This window comes from Microbacterium sp. NPDC055357, assembly GCF_053644835.1.
Window position 1 is genome coordinate 239,276 of record NZ_JBSHLZ010000002.1, and the last position, 18,844, is coordinate 258,119.

Below are 18,844 nucleotides of genomic sequence, written 5' to 3' on the forward strand. Positions count from 1 at the left end.
CACGCACCCCCGGGCTACGCTTGATCGCGTGAGCACACAGAGGGTTTTCGTGGCGCGCCTGGCCGGGTGCGCCGTCTTCGACCCTGCCGGCGATCGCCTCGGCAAAGTGCGCGATGTCGTCGTCATCTATCGCAAGAACGACCCCCCGCGCGTCATCGGTCTCATCGTCGAGATCCCCGGTCGACGCCACGTCTTCGTCTCGATCGGGCGCGTGACCTCGATCGCGCTGGGCCAGGTCATCACGACGGGGCTCATCAACGTGCGGCGCTTCCAGCAGCGCGGCGGCGAGGTGCGTGTCATGGCCGAACTCCTCGGTCGGCGGGTCACCCTCGTCGACGGGTCGGGCGACGCCGTCATCGAGGACGTCGCCGTCGAACGCAACCGCGCGGGGGAATGGGACGTCGGCCAGCTCTTCCTGCGGCGTCCGCGCACGAGCGCGTCGCCCTTCGCGAAGGGCCCGACAACCTTCGCCGCCTGGTCCGAGGTGCGCGAGCGCGGTGCGCAGGGCGCGGCGCACTCCGCCGAGCACCTCGTCGCGACGTACTCCGATCTCAAACCCGCCGACCTCGCCAACACGCTGCTCGACCTGCCCGACGAGCGCCTCCTCAAGGTCGCCGAAGAGCTGTCGGATCACCGCCTCGCCGACGCGCTCGAAGAGATGCCCGAAGACGATCAGGTGCACATCCTCGAGGCGCTCGGCGACGAGCGCGCCGCCGACATCCTCGATGCGATGGAGCCCGACGACGCCGCCGACCTGCTCGGGCAGCTCTCCGAGGAGCGCTCGGAAGAGCTTCTCGACCTCATGGAGCCCGAAGAGGCCGAAGACGTCCGCGCCCTGCTGCAGTACGGGCCCGACACGGCGGGCGGTCTCATGACGAGCGACCCCATCGTGCTGTCGGCCGACGCGACGGTCGCCGAGGCGCTCGCCCTCATCCGCCGCCACGAGCTGCACCCCGCCCTCGCCGCCGCGGTCTTCGTCACGTTGCCTCCGTTCGAGACTCCGACGGGGCGGTTGCTCGGCACGGTGCATTTCCAGCGGATGCTGCGCTATCCCCCGCACGAGCGGCTCGGGGCGATCGTGGACGACTCCCTCGACCCGGTCGCCGCGACCGCATCCGCTCCCGAGGTCGCGCGCCTGCTCGCGAGCTACGACCTCGTCTCGGTGCCCGTCGTCGACGAGGCCCGACGTCTCGTCGGCGCCGTGAGCGTCGACGATGTGCTCGACTACCTGCTGCCGGATGACTGGCGCTCGCACGACAGCCACGACGCCTCCGCCGTCCTGGGAGAGCCGCGGTGATGGCCCGCGCGCCGCGCCGCACGCCGGCGCTCGATGCTCCGCGTGGCCGCTCCGGCATGCTCGCGCCGCGCGCGCCGCAGCCCTCGCGCGACCGGTTCGGCCGGGCCACGGAGTGGATCGCCCGCAACATGGGCACGCCGGCGTTCCTGCTGGGTCTGACCCTCTTCTGCGCCGCGTGGCTCGCATGGAACACCCTCGCCCCGGCTGAGGCGCGCTTCGATTCGGCCGCGAACGGGTTCACGGCGCTGACGCTCATGCTGTCTCTGCAGGCGTCGTACGCCGCCCCGCTCATCCTGCTCGCGCAGAACCGGCAGGACGACCGCGACCGCGTGCAGATCGAGCAGGACCGTCAGCGCTCCGAGCGCAATCTGGCCGACACCGAGTACCTCGCTCGCGAGATCGTGGCCCTGCGCATGGAGATCGCCCACTACCGCTCCGACGCCGTGACGAGCGACGCCCTGCGCACCGAGCTGCGCGCCTTCCTCGATCAGCTCGACGAGCGCGACGGGCGACGCCGAGAGGACCCATCGTGACCACCGAGCACACCGACGCCGTCCGCCGCGCCGTCGGCGCCGTCATCGATCCCGAGCTGCGTCGCCCGCTCGCAGAGCTCGACATGCTGCGCGACATCTCCGTCACGGACTCGGTCGCGCACGTCGGGATCGCACTGACGATCGTGGGATGCCCCGCCGCCGATCGCATCTCCCGTGAGGTGCGCGCCGCCGCTGGATCGGTGGACGGGATCTCGTCGGTCGAGCTCGAGGTCGGTGTCATGTCGCCCGCTGAGCGCGCGGCGCTCACCGAGAAGCTGCGCGGCGGCCGCGCTCCGCGCGAAATGCCGTTCGGACCCGACTCGCTGACGCGTGTCATCGCCGTCACGAGCGGAAAGGGCGGCGTCGGCAAGTCGACCGTCACCGCCAACCTCGCCGTCGCCCTCGCCGAGCGCGGCCTGTCGGTCGGTCTCATCGACGCCGACGTGCACGGCTTCTCGATCCCCGGTCTCCTCGGGCTCATCGACGCTGACGGCGGCGCCCCGCAGCCGACCCGCATCGACGACCTCATGCTGCCGCCCGTCGCCTACGGCGTGAAGGTCATCTCGATCGGCATGTTCCTGCGACGCACGGGCGATGACGCGCCGCTCGGCGCCGTCGCCTGGCGCGGGCCCATGCTGCACCGCACGGTGCAGCAGTTCCTCACCGACGTGCACTTCGGCGACCTCGACGTGCTGCTGCTGGACATGCCGCCCGGTACGGGCGACGTCGCCATCTCCGTCGGCCAGCTGCTGCCGAACGCCGACGTGCTCGTCGTCACGACGCCGCAGCCGGCTGCCTCCGACGTCGCCGTCCGCAGCGGCCTCGTCGCCCGCCAGACGGGTCAGCGCGTCATCGGCGTCGTCGAGAACATGGCGGCGATGACCCTGCCCGACGGCTCGAGTCTCGCGCTGTTCGGCGAGGGCGGCGGCGCCGAGGTCGCGGCGGCCCTGTCGGCGCCCGACTCCCCTGTGCCGCTGCTGGCATCGGTTCCGCTGAGCACAGCCCTGCGCGCCGATGGGGATGCCGGCACGCCGGTCGTCGTCGCCGACCCCGCCGATCCCGCGGCACAGGCGATCGACGCCCTCGCTGACGCGATCGCGGCGCGGCCGCGCGGTCTCGCGGGCCGATCGCTGCCGGTGAACCCGAGCTGACCTCAGGTCGCCTCCGAGTCGAACGGCGGTGTCTCGTCGGCGCGGAAGGGACTCGATGCGCGCGGCGCCGCGACGGGCGGTGTCGCGACGGCGGGGCGCGAGATGCCGCCCGCCGAGGCGACGGGAGCATCGTCGAGCAGCGCTTCGCGGATGATCCGCCGCGGATCGTACTGGCGGGGATCGAGGGTCTTCCAGTCGACGTCGGCGAAATCCTCGCCCATCTCGTCCTGCACCCGGGTCCGCGCCGTCGTCACCCATTCGCGCGCACGCCGCGTGAGCCCGCCGAGCGCCTCGGCGTAGCGGGGCAGCCGCTCGGGTCCGATGACGAACGCGGCGATGAGACCGATCAGCAGCAGCTTCTCGATCGTGAGGCCGAAGAACATGACAGAAGGTTACCGTCGCGCCTGGCGTCCCGGCGCCCGAGCGCGACGTAGGCTGAGCGCGGAGGAAGCCAGAATGCGCGAATACGACGCGAATCAGCGATTCGTCGCCGAAGTGACGACCGAGCCCGAACACATCGCCCGGGCCCGTCAGCACGCCCTCGAGCTGGGGGCCGAGCCCATCAGCGCGGCCGTCGGCGCGCAGTGCGCCGTGCTCTCCGCGGCGTCGCAAGCGCTCAACATCGTCGAGATCGGCACGGGCGCAGGTGTCTCCGGTCTGTGGCTGTTGCACGGCTCCCCGCGCGCGACTCTGACGACGATCGACAACGAGCCCGAGCACCTGGGCGCTGCCCGTCAGGCATTCGCCGACGCGCGTGTGCCCGCGGCCCGTGCCCGCTTCATCACGGGGCGCGCGGCAGACGTGCTCCCTCGCATGAACGAAGCGTCCTACGACATCGTCCTGGTCGATGCCGACCCCGAGGGCGTGATCGAGTACGTCGAGCACGGCCTCCGCCTCGTGCGCACGGGCGGCCTCGTGCTCGTTCCGCGCGTCCTCCACGGCGGCGCCGTGGCCGACCCGGTTCGTCGCGATCCCGTCACCGCCGCCTACCGCTCCCTCATCCAGGAGACGCAGTCCTCGCCCGCGGTGATCGGCGCGCTCGCGATCGCGGGTGAGGGGCTTCTGCAGCTGACGACCGTCGCCACGGAAGAGACCTCGGGGCGCGGCATCCGGGGGAAATGACGGAACGGCCGGTCCGAAGACCGGCCGTTCGTTTCGTCTCTGCGGCTCAGGCGGCGTTCACGACTCCGCTGAGCACGTCGTAGAGCTCCTTGGCCTCAGCGTCGTTCACGGAGACGACGAGGCGTCCGCCCCCTTCGAGCGGAACCCGCACGATGATGAGTCGGCCTTCCTTGACGGCCTCCATCGGCCCGTCTCCGGTTCTCGGCTTCATGGCTGCCATAGCGGCTCCTTTTCCTCAGGTCTGCCCGTCAAGTTTACCGAAGAGAAGGCTCGTGCCCCGCGTGGTCTCTTCGCGGGTCACGGAATCTGCCAATACGTGTTCGCGATCGCGTACATGTTGTAGATCCACCACCACTGCCCGGCGAGGCAGGCGACGAGCACGCCGCCGCGCCACCAGGGCGATCGCGGCAGGGCGGCGGCACCCCACAGGGGCGAAAGCGGCACGAGCAGGCGGAAGATGCTCGACTGCGGAAAGAACACCAGCAGCAGATAGACGAGGTAGCTGGCGGACCACAGCCGCAGGTCGGGACCGAGTCGCCGCACGTGCGGTTCGAACAGCAGCAGTGCCGTGACCCCCGCGATCGCGACGCCGAGCGCGATGTAGCCGGTGACCGCTCCCGCGCCCCAGGCCTCGAACCAGAAGCCCGCGGCCTGCACGAACCCGTCGAAGGGCACGAACTGCGCGTCGGCGTCGGCGATCCAGTTGCGACGCCACGCGAGTTCTGTCGCGAGGTAGGCGCCGGGGTCGCCCGTCGCGATGGCGGCGAGCACCTGCCAGGAGAACCCCACGACGACGGCCAGAAGACCCGTCGCGACGATGTGCACGATGTGCGATACCGGCAACGGCTCACGACGGCGGATGATCCAGCGATGGATGCCGTGCAGTCCCAGCAGCAGCGCGAAGGCGAGCACCCCCGGACGCGTGTAGCCCATCAGGGGGATCAGCAGGTAGAGCCACGCGTAGCGGCGCTCGAGGACGCACCGCAGCGACAGGAAGAGCCAGAGCAGGAACAGCGATTCGGCGTAGCCGACCTGGAACAGGGCCGCGAGCGGCCCGCACGCGAAGAAGACGACGGCCCACATCGTGGCGGACCCGCCCAGCCGGCGGCGCAGCAGCCCGTGCAGCGCGAGGCAGGCGAGGTAGCCCGCGACGAGCGAGACGACGACGGCGCCGGCACCCCACGAGCCGAGCGGAAGCCCCACGATCCGCGCGAGGTAGGCGTAGACCGGCATGAACGCCCATGCGTTCTCGCCCACGTCCCCCGCATCGGTGACGGGCAGGTCGCTCGGATAGCCCTCGACCGCGACGAGCCAGTACCACTGGGCATCCCAGCCCAGCACGAAGGTGCTGAGGGACGGGTTCTGGCCGTAGCGGGAGCCGGGGCCCGACAGGGATGCCGCGAGAACGAACAAGCCCGTCGTGATGAGCCGCGCGACGACGTAGACGAGGCCGATCCGCACGGCCACCGGCACCGTGCGCCACGTCTCCCGGACGCGTTGCGTCGTGCGGGGTGTCAGCGCAGCCACGTCCGCAGCCCGCGTTCCACCTCGATGATCTGCGCGAGCGGCACACGCTCCTCGTCGTGGTGGGCGAGGTGGGGGTCGCCGGGCCCGTAGTTGACGGCGGGCACGCCCATCGCCGAGAAGCGGGCGACATCGGTCCACCCGTACTTCGGCCGCGGCTGCGCGCCGACGGCCGCGAGGAACTCCCGAGCGAGCGGCGCGTCCAGGCCCGGGCGGGCGCCCGCCGCGAGGTCGACGACCTCCAGGTCGAATCCGGCGAAGACATCGCGCACGTGCTGCTCGGCCTCGACGACGTCACGGCTCGGGGCGAAACGGTAATTGACCTCGACCTCGCACGCATCCGGGATCACGTTGCCCGCGATGCCTCCGCCGATGCGCACGGCATTGAGGCCCTCGCGGTAGTCGAGTCCTTCGACGGCGACGTCGCGCGGACGGTACTCGGCGAGCCTGGTGAGGATCGGCGCGGCCTTGTGGATCGCGTTCTCGCCGATCCACGCGCGCGCACTGTGGGCCCGCACGCCGTCGGTGCGCACGATCGCGCGGAGATTGCCGTTGCAGCCGCCCTCGACCTGCCCGTTCGACGGCTCGCCGAGGATCGCGAAGTCGGCCTGGAACAGGTCGGGCCGCGTCGCGGCGAGGCGCGTCAGTCCGTTGAGGTCGGCGTCGACCTCTTCGTGGTCGTACCACATCCAGGTGATGTCGACGCGGGGGTCGGCGAGATCGTGGGCGAGCTTGAGCTGGACGGCGACTCCGGCCTTCATGTCGACCGTGCCCCGGCCCCACAGGTGGGGCTCGCCGTCGAGGACGATGTCGCGGGTCGGCACGTTGCCGTTGATGGGCACGGTGTCGATGTGCCCCGCGATCGCGACGCGCTGCGCGCGCCCGCGGTTCGTGCGGGCGACGATCGTGTCGCCGTCGCGGTGCACCTCGAGGTGCGGCAGCGCGGTCACGGCCTCGTGGATCGCGTCGGCGAGCGCGGTCTCATCGTCCGAGACGCTCGGGATGTCGCAGATCGTGCGGGTGAGGTCGATCGAGGTCGCGGTGAGGTCGAGCGCCGGCATCCCCCGATCCTATCGACGGATGCTGCTCCTCCCGGCCGGAGCAGGGGCTGTGCCCCGATACGGTGGAAGCATGAGCGACGAGCGATCGGTATGGGGCCTGGGCCTGGCGACGAGGGCTGAGAACGGGACGATCCTGGACACGTGGTTCCCGTCCCCCGCGGCGGGGCGTCTGCCCCTGGGCTACGACCCGGCGATGCCGCCCGACGACCTGGAGCGACTGGCCGTCCCCGACCCGCGGCGCGCCGTGACCGCCGAAGTGATCGCGCTCGACATCGACCTGGATGCACCGCCCGCCTCGACCTCCGATGCCTACCTCCGCCTGCACGCGCTGTCTCACCGCCTCGTGCGCCCCAACGAGGTGAACCTCGACGGCGTCTTCGGCCACCTGCCCAATGTCGCGTGGACGAACGCGGGCCCCGTGCACCCCGACGACCTGACGCGCCTGCGTCCGCTCCTCCTTCGCGACGGCGTGCAGGTGCAGTCGCTCGACAAGTTCCCCCGCCTGCTCGACTACGTCACTCCGGCCGGCGTGCGCATCGCCGACGCGAGCCGCGTGCGCCTCGGCGCATACCTCTCCCCCGGCACGACCGTCATGCACGAAGGCTTCGTGAACTTCAACGCGGGCACGCTCGGCGCATCGATGGTGGAAGGTCGCATCTCGCAAGGCGTCGTCGTCGGCGACGGCAGCGACGTCGGCGGGGGCGCCTCGATCATGGGCACCCTCTCGGGCGGCGGCTCGCACAAGGTGTCGATCGGCGCGCGGACGCTCCTCGGGGCGAACGCCGGCATCGGCATCTCACTCGGCGACGACTGCGTCGTCGAGGCGGGCCTGTATGTGACGGCGGGCTCGAAGATCGTCCTGGCCGACGGACCGCCCCGCCACGACAACTCCCGGCCCGTCGTGAAGGGCTCCGAGCTGTCCGGTCACGACGGACTCCTCTTCCGTCGCAATTCGCTCACCGGCGCGATCGAGGCCGTCCGCCGGACGGGCGTCGGCGTCACCCTCAACGAGGCGCTCCACGCGTAGGCTTCGGACATGACGCAGCGCCTGGCGAAGAAGACGTACGAAGACGAACTGCGGCGGCTGCAGGCGCAGCTCGTCGACATGCAGGCCTGGGTGCAGACGACCGGCGCCCGCGTCGTCGTGATCTTCGAGGGGCGGGATGCCGCGGGCAAAGGCTCGACGATCAAGCGCATCTCCGAGTACCTCAATCCCCGCGTGACGCGCATCGTCGCGCTGCCGTCGCCGACGGAACGCGAGAAGACCCAGTGGTACTTCCAGCGCTATATCCCGCACCTGCCCGCCGCCGGTGAGATCGTGCTGATGGACCGGTCCTGGTACAACCGCGCCGGTGTCGAGCACGTCATGGGCTACTGCACCAACGCGCAGTACCACCGCTTCCTGCACCAGGCGCCCATCTTCGAGCGGATGCTGGTCGAAGAGGGCATCCTGCTGCTGAAGTACTGGTTCAGCGTGTCCGACGTCGAGCAGGAGAAGCGCTTCCGCTCTCGCAACGACGACCCGATGCGCCGGTGGAAGCTGAGCCCGAACGACGTCCTGTCGATCACGAAGTGGGAGGACTACTCCCGCGCGAAGGACACGATGTTCGTGCACACCGACATCCCCGAGGCGCCCTGGTTCGAGGTGGACAACGAAGACAAGCGGCGCGGGCGGATCAACATGATCCATCACCTGCTGTCGAGGATCCCCTACGAGGTCGTCGACCGGGAGCCGATCGAGATCCCCGAGCGTCCCGCGTCGGGCGGCTACGAGCGTCCTCCTCGCGATGAGGAGAGCCTCGTGCCCGACTACGCTTCGACGCTCTCGCACGGCTGACGCGCGCGGTCAGCTCGCGCACCACGCCACCGCCGTCAGGCCTGCTCGTCCTCTTCGGGCTCGAAGGTCGACTTCACTCCTGTGTAGCCGGCGGCGACGCCGTCGGGATCCGACGGGATCGTGCTGTCCTTGCCGAGACCGTCGGCCTTGGGCTCGGCCTGGTCGTCTTCGTGCTCGGAGGCGTTGTCGAGGGCCTCGTCGCTCGCGCTGGGCTCACGGTCGTGGTTCATGGGAGTCCTCCTCGTCGTGCGTGAGAAGAGCCTGTCATGAACCTCGCGCGGCGCGAAGGGGTTGACGAACGGGCGAGCGCGCGTCAGGCGATGCCGGGGTAGCCGCGCTCGGCGGCGCCGATGTACAGCTGCTGCGGGCGGCCGATCTTGGTCTGCGGGTCGTTGATCGACTCGCGCCACTGCGCGAGCCAGCCCGGCAGGCGCCCGATCGCGAACAGCACCGTGAACATGCGCGTGGGAAACCCCATCGCCTTGTAGATGACACCCGTGTAGAAGTCGACGTTCGGGTAGAGCCGGCGCTCCTGGAAGTAGTCGTCGTTGAGCGCGATCTCCTCGAGCTCCTTCGCCAGGTCGAGCAGCGGGTCGTGCACCCCGAGCTCGCGCAGCACCTCGTCGGCCGACTCCTTGACGAGCTTGGCCCGCGGATCGTAGTTCTTGTAGACGCGGTGCCCGAAGCCCATGAGCTTGACGCCGTCTTCCTTGTTCTTGACCCGCTCGACGAAGCGCTGCACGCTCTCGCCCGAGTCGCGGATGCGCGCGAGCATGTCGAGCACCGCTTCGTTCGCGCCGCCGTGCAGCGGGCCGTAGAGGGCGTTGATGCCGGCCGAGATCGACGAGAACTGGTTGGCGCCGGTCGAGCCGACCAGGCGGACGGTCGAGGTCGAGGCGTTCTGCTCGTGGTCTTCGTGCAGGATGAGCAGTCGCTCCAGCGCACGGGACATGACGGGGTTGACCTCGTAGCCCTCGCTCAGGACGCCGAAGTTGAGCTTGAGGAAGTTGTCGACGAAGCTCAGCGAGTTGTCGGGATAGAGGAAGGCCTGCCCGACGCTCTTCTTGTGGGCATACGCGGCGATGACCGGCAGCTTCGCGAGCATTCGCACCGTGTTCAGCTCGACGTGCTCGGGATTGTGCGGGTCCGACTCGTGCTCGTAGTAGGTCGACAGCGCCGAGACGGCGGATGACAGCACCGACATGGGGTGCGCCGTGTGGGGAAGGGCCGAGAAGAAGCGCTTGAGGTCTTCGTGCAGCAGCGTGTGCCGGCGGATGCGGTTGTCGAAGTCGGCGAGTTCGTCGGCGGTCGGCAGCTCACCGTAGATGAGCAGCCACGCCACCTCGAGGTAGGTGCTGTTCTTCGCGAGCTGTTCGATGGGGTACCCGCGATAACGCAGAATGCCCTCGTCGCCGTCGATGTAGGTGATGGCCGACTTCGTCGCCGCCGTGTTGACGAATCCGTAGTCCAGGGCGGTGTGGCCGGTCTGCCGCGTGAACGTCGAGACGTCGACGACGGGAGCACCGTCGGTCCCACGCAGTACCGGGAACTCCGCCGTGCGATCCCCGATCGTGAGGATGGCCTTGTCCTGCTGGGTGCTCGCGTCGCTCACGCCGCCTCCTCGCGATGTCCTGGGTCTGCGGTGGGGGTGCCCGTTCGGGTGGCGGCCCGTCAGGGTCGCTGTCGTCGGACTGCTGCAGAGGCGAGGGATGCCACGCCGCTGCGCCCCTACAGCCTAGTCGGCTCGACACACAGCTTCGGACACCGCCAAAGGTCTGGGGAATCCGATGGAGGATTCCTCCTGCCGCCGGCGAACCGTCAGACCTCGGACGCCGCGCGCAGTCGCTGGGCCGCGGCGGCGATGCGCTCGTCGGTCGCCGTGAGCGACAGACGGACGTGCCGCGGATGGTGCGCGCCGTAGAAATGCCCCGGACCGGCGAGGATCCCGAGCTCGGCCAGGCGATCCATGCTCTCCCACGCGTCGCGGTCTTCCGTCGCCCACAGATACAGGCCCGCTTCGCTGCCGTCGATCCGCAGGCCCGCCGCCTCGAGCGCGGGGCGCAGCACGTCACGCCGCGCGCGATAGCGCTCCTTCTGTGCGGCGACGTGCTCGTCGTCGGCGAGTGCGGCCGCCATGGCACGCTGCACGGGTGCCGGCAGCATGAGGCCCAGATGCTTGCGGCCCGTGAGCAGTCGGCCGACGAGCGCGGGATCCCCCGCGAGGAACGCGGCCCGATAGCCGGCGAGGTTGGACTGCTTGCTGAGCGAATACGCCGCGAGGATGCCGTGCAGGTCGCCGTCGGTGACCCGCGGATCCAGCGCGGAGGGGATGAGGGCGCGGTCCCACGGTGCATCCCAGCCCAGCTCGGCATAGCATTCGTCCGAGGCGAGGACGGCGCCCAACCGGCGCGCCCGCTGCACGGCAGCCCGCAGCGCCGCGACGTCGAGCACGCGCCCATCGGGGTTTCCCGGCGAGTTGACCCACACGAGCCGTGTCTCGTCAGGCCACTCCGCGGGATCGTCGGATGCGAAGGGTGTCGCCCCGACGAGCCGTGCACCCACTTCGTAGGTCGGGTACGCGGCCGTGGGGTGCACGACGACGTCGCCGGGGCCGAGGTCGAGCAGCAGCGGAAGCAGCGCGACGAGCTCTTTCGAGCCGACCGTCGGCAGCACGTTGTCGGGTGTGAGTCCCGCCACGTCGCGGCGGCGCTCGTACCACTGCGTGATCGCGGCGCGCAGCGCCGGCGTGCCCATCGTCTGCGGATAGGCATGCGCGTCCGTCGCCGATGCGAGTGCCTGAGCCACGACGGCGGGCGTCTCGTCGACGGGTGACCCGATCGACAGATCGACGATCCCGTCGGGGTGGGCGCGGGCGCGCTCGGCGAACGGAGCGACGGCGTCCCACGGGTAGTCGGCGAGGTCGGCGACCCCCATGCTCAATGCTCCTGCGGCGGCAGTGCGGCCACGATGGGGTGGTCCTTGGGGATCACGCCGGTCTTGGCAGCACCCCCGGGCGAACCGATGTCGTCGAAGAACTCGACGTTGGCCTTGTAGTAGTCCTGCCACTCCTCGGGGACGTCGTCTTCGTAGTAGATCGCCTCGACGGGGCAGACCGGTTCGCAGGCACCGCAGTCGACGCATTCATCGGGGTGGATGTAGAGCATCCGCTCGCCCTCGTAGATGCAGTCGACGGGGCATTCGTCGATGCAGGCACGGTCTTTGAGATCCACGCAGGGAAGGGCGATCACGTACGTCACGCCTGCCAGTCTAGTTCGCCTGCGCAGCACCTCGGTCGATCGGCGGAGCCGCCACCGGCAGCCGTGAAGGCCACGCGACGACGAGCACGACGATGATCGGCAGGGCGAGCGTCCACACGGTTCCCAACGCGGATTCGGGCACGATGACCGACCCGCCGGGGCCTCGCCCCGAGAAGACGAGGGTCGCGATCGTCATGCCCAGCCCCGTCGCGAGGGCCGCCCAGCGGTCGCCCGTCAGCAACCGCACGGCGACGACGAGCGCCCCGCACCCCAGCAGTCCGAGCACCACTCCGAGAGGGATCCCGATGACGACGTACGCGTGCGCGATCGTGCCCGCGAGGCCGTACGCGGCGCCCACGGCCAGAGCGACGATCCACGTGCTGACACGCGTCCACGAGAAACCCACCGGGTCAGCCTACGCCGCCCATCCCCACAGCCGCAGGAGGGCCGCGACGATCGCGGCGGCCACGACCACGACGAGGAACGGTGCGCGCAGCAGGAGCAGACCCGCCGCGACGAGCACGGCGGGCACGCGGGCGTCGACGGTCACGTCCTGCCCGACCCCGAAGGTCTGCACGGCGACGAGCGCGGCGAGCAGGGCGACGGTGAGCAGATCGGCCGTGCGCGCCGGGCGGGGCGCGTCGAACCAGCGCGGCGGAACGAGGTATCCGAGCGTCTTGAGCGCGACGCACACGATGGCCGCGACCAGCACGGCGGTCCACATCGTCATGGCAGTCCGTCCCTCTCCGGCACGTCCCCGCCGGCCCCCGCGCCCGGAGCAGGACCGGCCTCAGGGCCCGTGCCAGGCTCGCCCAGCCAGTTGAACCATCCGACGACGATCGCCACGACAGCGGCGACGAGCACGGGCAGCCCGGGCATGAGCGCGGGGGTGAGGATCGTGGCGACGACGGCCGCGGCGATCCCGACGGCGATCGGCTGCCGGCGGCGCAGGCGCGGCCACAGCAGCGCGAGGAAGGCGGCCGCGGCCGCGGCATCCAGTCCGTAGGCTTTCGGATCCCCCAGCACGTCGCCCAGCAGGGCGCCCGCGAGCGTCGACAGGTTCCAGCCGACGTAGATGCCGATGCCGGTGACCCAGAAGCCGATCGAGCGCGCGTGCCGTGTGCGCTGGGCGAGCGAGACGGCCGTCGACTCGTCGATCGTGAAGTGTGCGGCTGCGGCGCGCTTGAAGACGCCGCCGCCGATGACGTGCGACATCCGGATGCCGTACGCGACGTTGCGGATGCCGAGGAGCGACGCCGACGCGATCGCGGCGGGCGCGGCGGCGAGTCCCCCGGCGCCGATGACGCCGACGAAGGCGAACTGCGACCCGCCCGTGAACATGAGCAGGCTCAGGACGCAGGTCTGCCAGACGTCCAGTCCGGAGGCAACCGCGAGCGCGCCGAACGAGATACCGTACGCGCTCGTCGCGAGGGCGACGCCGAGTCCCTCGCGGGCCGCACGACGCGCCTCACCGGGCTCGTGCGCGTCGTCGAAGGTGGGATCCAGCGTCACTCGATGAGCCTACCGACCCCCGCCGCCCCGGCGTGCCATCAGGCGGTCAGGCGTTGGCGTCCTGACGCTTCAGGCGCGACGTCGCGCGGCCGCGCTCGGTCTGGCCCAGGATCACCTTGCGGATGCGCACCTTCTCGGGGGTGACCTCGACGCATTCGTCGTCGCGCGCGAACTCGAGGCTCTCCTCGAGCGAGAGCTGGCGCGGCGGTGTCATCGATTCGAACGTGTCCGCCGTCGAGGAGCGCATGTTGGTGAGCTTCTTCTCTTTGGTGATGTTGACGTCCATGTCGTCGGCGCGGGAGTTCTCGCCGACGACCATCCCCTCGTAGACCTCTTCGGTGGGCTGGACGAAGAAGCTCATCCGCTCCTGCAGCGCCATCATCGCGAACGGCGTCGCGACACCCGAGCGGTCGGCGACGATCGACCCGTTCTGGCGGGCCTGGATGTGCCCGGCCCAGTCGTCGTAGCCGTGCGAGATCGCGTTGGCGATGCCCGTGCCGCGCGTGGTCGACATGAACTCCGTGCGGAAGCCGATGAGACCGCGCGAGGGTACGACGAACTCCATCCGCACCCACCCGGTGCCGTGGTTCGTCATGGTCTCCATGCGTCCCTTGCGCGCCGCGAGCAGCTGCGTGATCGAACCGAGGTACTCCTCGGGGGCATCGATCGTGAGGTGCTCGAACGGCTCCTTCACCTTGCCGTCGTCGCCGCGGCGCGTGACGACCTGGGGCTTGCCCACCGTCAGCTCGAAGCCCTCGCGGCGCATGTTCTCGACGAGGATCGCGAGGGCCAGCTCACCGCGGCCCTGCACCTCCCAGGCGTCGGGACGGCCGATGTCGACGACCTTGAGCGAGACGTTGCCGATGAGCTCGCGGTCCAGGCGGTCCTTCACCATGCGCGCCGTGAGCTTGTGACCCTTGACCTTGCCGACGAGGGGCGACGTGTTCGTGCCGATCGTCATCGAGATCGCCGGATCGTCGACCGAGATCGCCGGCAGCGGCCGTACGTCCTCGGGGTCGGCGATCGTCTCGCCGATCGTGATGTCCTCGATGCCGGCGATCGCGACGATGTCGCCCGGGCCGGCGGATTCGGCAGGGTACCGCTCCAGCGCGCGGGTCTTCAGCAGCTCCGTGATGCGGGCGTTGGCCTGGGATCCGTCGTGGCGCACCCACGCGACCGTCTGCCCCTTCTTCAGGGTGCCGTTGAAGACGCGCAGCAGCGCGAGACGGCCGAGGAACGGGTTCGAGTCGAGGTTCGTCACCCACGCCTGCAACGGCGCCTCATCGTCGTAGGACGGAGCCGGCACGTGCTCGAGGATCGCGCCGAAGAGCGGTTCGAGGTCGGCGTTGTCCGGAAGTTCGCCGTTCGCCGGGCGGTTGCGAGAGGCGGCGCCGGCGCGACCGGACGCGTAGACGACGGGCACATCCAGGAGCGCGTCGACGTCGAGGTCGGGCACATCGTCGACGAGGTCCGAGGCGAGGCCGAGCAGCAGGTCGTGCGCTTCCTCCTCGACCTCGGCGATGCGCGCGTCGGGGCGGTCGGTCTTGTTGACCAGGAGGATGACCGGCAGCTTCGACTCGAGTGCCTTGCGCAGCACGAACCGCGTCTGCGGGAGCGGGCCCTCGCTCGAGTCGACGAGCAGCACGACGCCGTCGACCATCGACAGCCCGCGCTCGACTTCGCCGCCGAAGTCGGCGTGACCGGGAGTGTCGATGACATTGATCGTGACGGGCACGTCGGAGTGCGCCCCGTTGTAGGTGATCGCCGTGTTCTTGGCGAGGATCGTGATGCCCTTTTCGCGCTCGAGGTCGTTCGAGTCCATCGCGCGCTCTTCGAGGTGCTCGTGTGAGCCGAACGAGCCCGTCTGACGCAGCATCGCGTCGACGAGCGTGGTCTTGCCGTGGTCGACGTGGGCGACGATCGCCACGTTGCGGAGGTCCGGACGGAGGGCACGCGCCATGAGAGGGATCCTTGCGAGGTCTGGGAAGCGGAGAGGCCGAAACTCGAGGGTCCGACGTTCCAGTTTATCGCAGACGCCTGGGCGGCTCCCGTACGTACGCGCCGCGGAGTGTCAGACCGCGTCGCCCTCGGCCCGCAGCAGCTGGTGCCGCAGTGTTCGACGCGCGGCCTGCACGTCGGGATCGGGCACGGGGATCGCGGCGATGAGCCGCTGCGTGTACGGCTCCTTCGGATCACGCAGGATCTGGTCGCGCGTGCCCTGCTCGGCGATCCTGCCGTGGTGAAGCACGATGATCCGGTCGGCCATCGCGTCGACGACGGCGAGGTCGTGACTGATGAACAGGCACGCGAACTTGTGCTCGGACTGCAGCTGGAGCAGCAGTTCGAGCACGTGCGCCTGCACCGACACGTCGAGGGCGCTCGTCGGCTCGTCGGCCACGAGCAGTCGCGGCTGCAGGGCGAGGGCACGGGCGATCCCGACGCGCTGCTTCTGCCCGCCCGACAGCTCGTGCGGGTAGCGGTTGCGGTAGCTGCGCGGAAGGTGCACTTCGTCGAGCAGGGTCTCCACGCGCTTGTCGAGCGCCGCGCCCTTCGCTTCGCGAGCGAGCAGGATCGGCTCGCCGATGCTCTCGCCGATCGGCAACCGCGGGTTGAGGGATGACGACGGGTCCTGGAAGACGATGCCGACCTTGCGGCGCAGCGACGCGATCGTCTTCCGCGAGCCCGAGCTGATGTCGATGCCGTCGACGACGAGCGTGCCCTCGGCGATCGGCTGGAGGCCGATCGAGGCGCGCCCGATGGTCGACTTCCCCGAGCCGGATTCCCCGACGAGACCGACGATCTCGCCCTCGCCGATCGCGAGCGAGACGTCGTCGACGGCGCGGAACGCCGCCACGCGCCCGCGCTTGCCGTACTCGATCGACACCCCGGAAAGCTCCAGCACGGGCTCCGAGACGACGGCGACGTCGGCCGCGCGCTCGCTCCCCGCGGTGCCGGCCTCGACCACGTCGACGACGTGCGCGAGGCTCTCGACCACATCGACGACGTCTCCGCCCGCGCCCTCGCCGAGGCGCGGCACGGCGGCCAGGAGCGCGCGGGTGTACGCATGGCGGGGGTGCTCGAGCACCTGCCGCACGTCGCCCTGCTCGACGATCTCGCCGTCCTTCATCACGACGATCCAGTCGGCGAGGTCGGCGACGACGCCCATGTCGTGCGTGATGAGCAGGATCGCGGAGTCCAGGCGGTCGCGCAGATCCCGCAGCAGATCGAGGATCTCGGCCTGGACCGTCACGTCGAGCGCGGTCGTGGGCTCGTCGGCGATGAGAAGAGCGGGATCGAGGCTGATCGCCTGCGCGATCATGGCGCGCTGGCGCTGGCCGCCCGAGAGCTGGTGCGGGTACGAGGCGAACGCCTTCTCGGGATCGGGCAGTCCCACCAGACCGAGCAGCTCGATCGCGCGTTCCCTCGCCTCGGACGGACTCTTCGACGTGTGCGCCCGGATCGCCTCGACGACCTGGAAGCCGACCGTGAGGACGGGGTTGAGCGCCGTCATGGGCTCCTGGAAGATGGCGGCGACCTGCGGCCCCCGCAGCTGGCGCAGCTGGCGCGGACCCATTCCCACGATCTCGCGGCCGTTCACCTTGATGCTGCCCCGGACGCGGCTGTTGCGCGGCAGCAGGTCGAGGACGGCCATCGAGCTCGCGCTCTTGCCCGACCCCGACTCCCCCACGACGGCGACGACCTGGCCGCGTTCGATCGCATAGGTGAGGTTCTTGGCCGCGGGCACCCAGACGTCGTCGACGGCGAAGTCGACGCTGACGTCGGTCATCTCGAGGGCGGCGCCGTTCGGCTGCTCGGTCGTGCTCATGAAGAGATCCTCCCTGTCCCGCGACCGAGGCGACCCGGGTGCGGGGATGACAGAATGACCGGATGCCGCGGCTCGTCTTCCGTCCGATGTTCAATCGAGTGCTGAGCGTCACGATCTGGGTGGCGCTGGCCGCCCTCGCGGTGACCGCCCTCGTCGTACCGGCCGCGGGCGAGGCGGCACCCGGACTGCTCGTGGGTGCGGCATCCGCGGGTGTGCTCGTGTGGGCGCTGCTGTGGGCGCCGTTCGTCGCGGTCGATGACGACCGGGTGACGATCGCGAACGTCGTCGTGGAGTACCGCGTGCCGTGGGCCGCGGTCATCCACGTCGAGACGCGCTACTCGCTCCTCGTGCACACGCCCGGTCGTCGCATCAGCGCGACCGCTGCACCGGCGCCGGGCGCCATGGCGGGGGTCCGCGCCGCGCGCGCGCATCGGCGATCGGAAGCGGCCTCGGCCCCCGGCATCCGCCCGTCGGACCTGCCGACGACCGACTCGGGCCGCGCCGCCGATCTCGTGCGCAGGCGCTGGCAGGAGGGTCTGCGCACCGGTCGCGTCGAGTCGGGTGTCGCCGGTGAGACGCCCGTCGCCGTGAGCCCGCGCACGCTGTCGGTCGCGGCGATCGTCGCCGGGGTCGCGGGACTCGTGTGCGCGGCGCTGCTGATCTGACGCGCTCATGTGCGCTCTCGCCGACTCTCGACCGGCTCCTTCGTCCGCCGCAGCGAGAAGCGCTTCTGGCGCGGGTCGAAGGCGTCGCGCAGGCCGTCGCCGACGAAGTTGATCAGCAGGGCGAGCAGGACGATGAACGTCGCCGGCCACCAGAACAGCCACGGACGCGTCTGGAACGCGGACTGGTTGTCCGAGATGATGAAGCCGAGCGAGACGTCCGGCGGACGCACGCCGAGGCCGAGGTAGCTCAGCGCCGTCTCGAGCAGGATCGCCGCCGCCGCCAGCAGCGTCGCCGCCACGATCACGACGCCGATCGCGTTGGGCAGGATGTGCTTGAAGATGATGCGGGCGTCGCTGGCGCCGGCGACACGTGCCGCTTCGACGAACTCGCGTTCGCGCAGCGTCAGGAACTCGCCGCGCACGAGACGTGCGATCGTCATCCACGACACCATCGCGAGGAAGAACGCGAGCGGCCAGACGCCCAGGCCGCCGGTCGCGCGTCCGACGACGGCGCCGATGACGAGCACGGGGATGACGATGAAGACATCGGTGACCCGCATGAGGATCGAGTCGACGATGCCGCGGTAGTACCCGGCGATCGCCCCGATGACGGTGCCCACGACCGTGCCGACGATCGAGATGACGAACATCACGACGATCGAGTTCTGGATGCCGCGCATCGTCATCGCGAAGTAGTCGATGCCGATGCGGTCCTGCCCGAACGGGTGCTCCCCCAGCGCGATGCCCGCACCGCCGAGCCACTGCGGGATGAGCGAGATGGTCGGTGCCCCGCCGTTCTGCTGCGTGTTGAGCGTCGTGTAGTTGTGGTGCCACCAGCCCGGGATCGGCCCGATGCCGATCGCCGAGATCGAGAAGATCGCGATCAGCAGGAACAGGATGCCGGAGACCACCGACACGCGATTGGCGAAGAAGCGACGCAGGATGAGCCGCCCCTGGCTCACTCCGACCGTGTTCTCGTCGTCGGGCGCCGCGGCCGGGGTCGGCGGCTCGGGCATGATCTGCTGGCTCATCGGACGACCTCCCGGGACGAGCGGTTCT

21 protein-coding genes are annotated in these 18,844 nt (G+C 70.2%); 7 read left to right on the forward strand and 14 right to left on the reverse strand.

From position 1 onward, the window contains the following. The first annotated feature begins 28 nt into the window (after window positions 1–28). The 3 genes from ACWICD_RS04325 to ACWICD_RS04335 are packed head-to-tail and all read left to right on the forward strand — an operon-like array spanning window position 29 to window position 2,981. Window positions 29–1,297 carry a magnesium transporter MgtE N-terminal domain-containing protein gene (locus ACWICD_RS04325; RefSeq protein ID WP_376128354.1) on the forward strand — a complete coding sequence of 423 codons (1,269 nt, stop codon included), beginning with the start codon at window positions 29–31 and terminating at the stop codon, window positions 1,295–1,297. Further along, on the forward strand, window positions 1,297–1,830 hold the full coding sequence (locus ACWICD_RS04330) for a DUF1003 domain-containing protein (protein ID WP_376128353.1): 534 nt from the start codon (window positions 1,297–1,299) through the stop codon (window positions 1,828–1,830). The genes ACWICD_RS04325 and ACWICD_RS04330 overlap by 1 nt, the downstream gene beginning before the upstream one ends. Then, a complete protein-coding gene (locus ACWICD_RS04335) occupies window positions 1,827–2,981 on the forward strand; it encodes an Mrp/NBP35 family ATP-binding protein (RefSeq protein ID WP_376128351.1) in 1,155 nt (384 codons plus the stop codon). Before ACWICD_RS04330 ends, ACWICD_RS04335 begins: the two co-directional genes overlap by 4 nt. Window positions 2,982–2,983: 2 nt before the next feature. Here the strand turns inward: ACWICD_RS04335 and ACWICD_RS04340 are convergent, their stop codons facing one another. Then, the gene (locus tag ACWICD_RS04340; RefSeq protein ID WP_376128349.1) at window positions 2,984–3,364 is read right to left on the reverse strand and encodes a Sec-independent protein translocase family protein; all 381 of its coding nucleotides are present in this window, start codon (window positions 3,362–3,364) and stop codon (window positions 2,984–2,986) included. Window positions 3,365–3,437: 73 nt separating this feature from the next. On the opposite strand from ACWICD_RS04340, the gene ACWICD_RS04345 reads away from it, so the two are divergent. After that, the gene (locus ACWICD_RS04345) at window positions 3,438–4,103 is read left to right on the forward strand and encodes an O-methyltransferase (protein WP_376128347.1); all 666 of its coding nucleotides are present in this window, start codon (window positions 3,438–3,440) and stop codon (window positions 4,101–4,103) included. Window positions 4,104–4,149: 46 nt separating this feature from the next. Here ACWICD_RS04345 and ACWICD_RS04350 read toward each other — a convergent pair whose 3' ends face one another. From ACWICD_RS04350 to dapE, 3 genes are all read right to left on the reverse strand, one after another. Continuing rightward, window positions 4,150–4,323: a DUF3117 domain-containing protein gene (locus tag ACWICD_RS04350; RefSeq protein ID WP_163620836.1), complete on the reverse strand. Its 174-nt coding sequence runs from the start codon at window positions 4,321–4,323 to the stop codon at window positions 4,150–4,152. A gap of 77 nt (window positions 4,324–4,400) precedes the next feature. Then, window positions 4,401–5,630, reverse strand: coding sequence for a hypothetical protein (locus ACWICD_RS04355; RefSeq protein WP_376128346.1), 1,230 nt, complete (start codon window positions 5,628–5,630; stop codon window positions 4,401–4,403). Beyond that, window positions 5,618–6,688 (reverse strand): succinyl-diaminopimelate desuccinylase, encoded by a 1,071-nt coding sequence (dapE, locus tag ACWICD_RS04360; RefSeq protein ID WP_376128344.1) that lies wholly within the window; start codon window positions 6,686–6,688, stop codon window positions 5,618–5,620. Before dapE ends, ACWICD_RS04355 begins: the two co-directional genes overlap by 13 nt. A gap of 70 nt (window positions 6,689–6,758) precedes the next feature. Between dapE and dapD the strand changes: the two genes are divergently transcribed. Continuing rightward, the gene (dapD, locus tag ACWICD_RS04365) at window positions 6,759–7,715 is read left to right on the forward strand and encodes a 2,3,4,5-tetrahydropyridine-2,6-dicarboxylate N-succinyltransferase (RefSeq protein ID WP_376128342.1); all 957 of its coding nucleotides are present in this window, start codon (window positions 6,759–6,761) and stop codon (window positions 7,713–7,715) included. A gap of 9 nt (window positions 7,716–7,724) precedes the next feature. After that, window positions 7,725–8,525, forward strand: coding sequence for a polyphosphate kinase 2 (gene ppk2 / locus ACWICD_RS04370; RefSeq protein WP_376128340.1), 801 nt, complete (start codon window positions 7,725–7,727; stop codon window positions 8,523–8,525). Between the two features lie 35 nt (window positions 8,526–8,560). Here the strand turns inward: ppk2 and ACWICD_RS04375 are convergent, their stop codons facing one another. From ACWICD_RS04375 to ACWICD_RS04415, 9 genes are all read right to left on the reverse strand, one after another. Beyond that, window positions 8,561–8,755: a hypothetical protein gene (locus ACWICD_RS04375; RefSeq protein WP_376128339.1), complete on the reverse strand. Its 195-nt coding sequence runs from the start codon at window positions 8,753–8,755 to the stop codon at window positions 8,561–8,563. A gap of 83 nt (window positions 8,756–8,838) precedes the next feature. After that, window positions 8,839–10,137, reverse strand: a complete 1,299-nt coding sequence (locus ACWICD_RS04380) for a citrate synthase (protein ID WP_454139384.1) — start codon at window positions 10,135–10,137, stop codon at window positions 8,839–8,841. Window positions 10,138–10,343: 206 nt separating this feature from the next. Beyond that, complete coding sequence (gene dapC, locus ACWICD_RS04385; protein WP_454139385.1) at window positions 10,344–11,459, reverse strand: succinyldiaminopimelate transaminase; 1,116 nt, start codon at window positions 11,457–11,459, stop codon at window positions 10,344–10,346. Between the two features lie 2 nt (window positions 11,460–11,461). Beyond that, window positions 11,462–11,782 carry a ferredoxin gene (gene fdxA / locus ACWICD_RS04390; protein WP_376128333.1) on the reverse strand — a complete coding sequence of 107 codons (321 nt, stop codon included), beginning with the start codon at window positions 11,780–11,782 and terminating at the stop codon, window positions 11,462–11,464. Between the two features lie 10 nt (window positions 11,783–11,792). Further along, the gene (locus ACWICD_RS04395; protein ID WP_454139386.1) at window positions 11,793–12,188 is read right to left on the reverse strand and encodes a histidinol dehydrogenase; all 396 of its coding nucleotides are present in this window, start codon (window positions 12,186–12,188) and stop codon (window positions 11,793–11,795) included. A 9-nt stretch (window positions 12,189–12,197) separates the two neighbouring features. Further along, window positions 12,198–12,512, reverse strand: coding sequence for an AzlD domain-containing protein (locus ACWICD_RS04400; protein WP_376128329.1), 315 nt, complete (start codon window positions 12,510–12,512; stop codon window positions 12,198–12,200). Next, window positions 12,509–13,294, reverse strand: a complete 786-nt coding sequence (locus tag ACWICD_RS04405; protein ID WP_454139387.1) for an AzlC family ABC transporter permease — start codon at window positions 13,292–13,294, stop codon at window positions 12,509–12,511. The genes ACWICD_RS04400 and ACWICD_RS04405 overlap by 4 nt, the downstream gene beginning before the upstream one ends. Window positions 13,295–13,340: 46 nt before the next feature. Continuing rightward, window positions 13,341–15,254, reverse strand: coding sequence for a translational GTPase TypA (gene typA / locus ACWICD_RS04410; protein ID WP_454139388.1), 1,914 nt, complete (start codon window positions 15,252–15,254; stop codon window positions 13,341–13,343). Between the two features lie 111 nt (window positions 15,255–15,365). Next, window positions 15,366–17,120 (reverse strand): dipeptide ABC transporter ATP-binding protein, encoded by a 1,755-nt coding sequence (locus ACWICD_RS04415; protein WP_454139389.1) that lies wholly within the window; start codon window positions 17,118–17,120, stop codon window positions 15,366–15,368. A 62-nt stretch (window positions 17,121–17,182) separates the two neighbouring features. Between ACWICD_RS04415 and ACWICD_RS04420 the strand changes: the two genes are divergently transcribed. Continuing rightward, window positions 17,183–17,785 carry a PH domain-containing protein gene (locus ACWICD_RS04420; protein ID WP_376128322.1) on the forward strand — a complete coding sequence of 201 codons (603 nt, stop codon included), beginning with the start codon at window positions 17,183–17,185 and terminating at the stop codon, window positions 17,783–17,785. Window positions 17,786–17,790: 5 nt separating this feature from the next. Here ACWICD_RS04420 and ACWICD_RS04425 read toward each other — a convergent pair whose 3' ends face one another. Then, window positions 17,791–18,816 carry an ABC transporter permease gene (locus ACWICD_RS04425; RefSeq protein ID WP_376128320.1) on the reverse strand — a complete coding sequence of 342 codons (1,026 nt, stop codon included), beginning with the start codon at window positions 18,814–18,816 and terminating at the stop codon, window positions 17,791–17,793. Between the last annotated feature and the right edge of the window lie 28 nt (window positions 18,817–18,844).

Bases quoted from the DNA above. Each gene is read 5' to 3' on its own strand.
- ACWICD_RS04330 (WP_376128353.1), top strand. From the start codon at position 1,297: ATGGCCCGCGCGCCGCGCCGCACGCCGGCGCTCGATGCTCCGCGTGGC.
- ACWICD_RS04340 (WP_376128349.1), bottom strand. From the start codon at position 3,364: ATGTTCTTCGGCCTCACGATCGAGAAGCTGCTGCTGATCGGTCTCATC.
- ACWICD_RS04345 (WP_376128347.1), top strand. From the start codon at position 3,438: ATGCGCGAATACGACGCGAATCAGCGATTCGTCGCCGAAGTGACGACC.
- ACWICD_RS04350 (WP_163620836.1), bottom strand. From the start codon at position 4,323: ATGGCAGCCATGAAGCCGAGAACCGGAGACGGGCCGATGGAGGCCGTC.
- dapE (WP_376128344.1), bottom strand. From the start codon at position 6,688: ATGCCGGCGCTCGACCTCACCGCGACCTCGATCGACCTCACCCGCACG.
- dapD (WP_376128342.1), top strand. From the start codon at position 6,759: ATGAGCGACGAGCGATCGGTATGGGGCCTGGGCCTGGCGACGAGGGCT.
- ppk2 (WP_376128340.1), top strand. From the start codon at position 7,725: ATGACGCAGCGCCTGGCGAAGAAGACGTACGAAGACGAACTGCGGCGG.
- ACWICD_RS04375 (WP_376128339.1), bottom strand. From the start codon at position 8,755: ATGAACCACGACCGTGAGCCCAGCGCGAGCGACGAGGCCCTCGACAAC.
- dapC (WP_454139385.1), bottom strand. From the start codon at position 11,459: ATGGGGGTCGCCGACCTCGCCGACTACCCGTGGGACGCCGTCGCTCCG.
- ACWICD_RS04400 (WP_376128329.1), bottom strand. From the start codon at position 12,512: ATGACGATGTGGACCGCCGTGCTGGTCGCGGCCATCGTGTGCGTCGCG.
- typA (WP_454139388.1), bottom strand. From the start codon at position 15,254: ATGGCGCGTGCCCTCCGTCCGGACCTCCGCAACGTGGCGATCGTCGCC.
- ACWICD_RS04415 (WP_454139389.1), bottom strand. From the start codon at position 17,120: ATGAGCACGACCGAGCAGCCGAACGGCGCCGCCCTCGAGATGACCGAC.
- ACWICD_RS04420 (WP_376128322.1), top strand. From the start codon at position 17,183: ATGCCGCGGCTCGTCTTCCGTCCGATGTTCAATCGAGTGCTGAGCGTC.
- ACWICD_RS04425 (WP_376128320.1), bottom strand. From the start codon at position 18,816: ATGAGCCAGCAGATCATGCCCGAGCCGCCGACCCCGGCCGCGGCGCCC.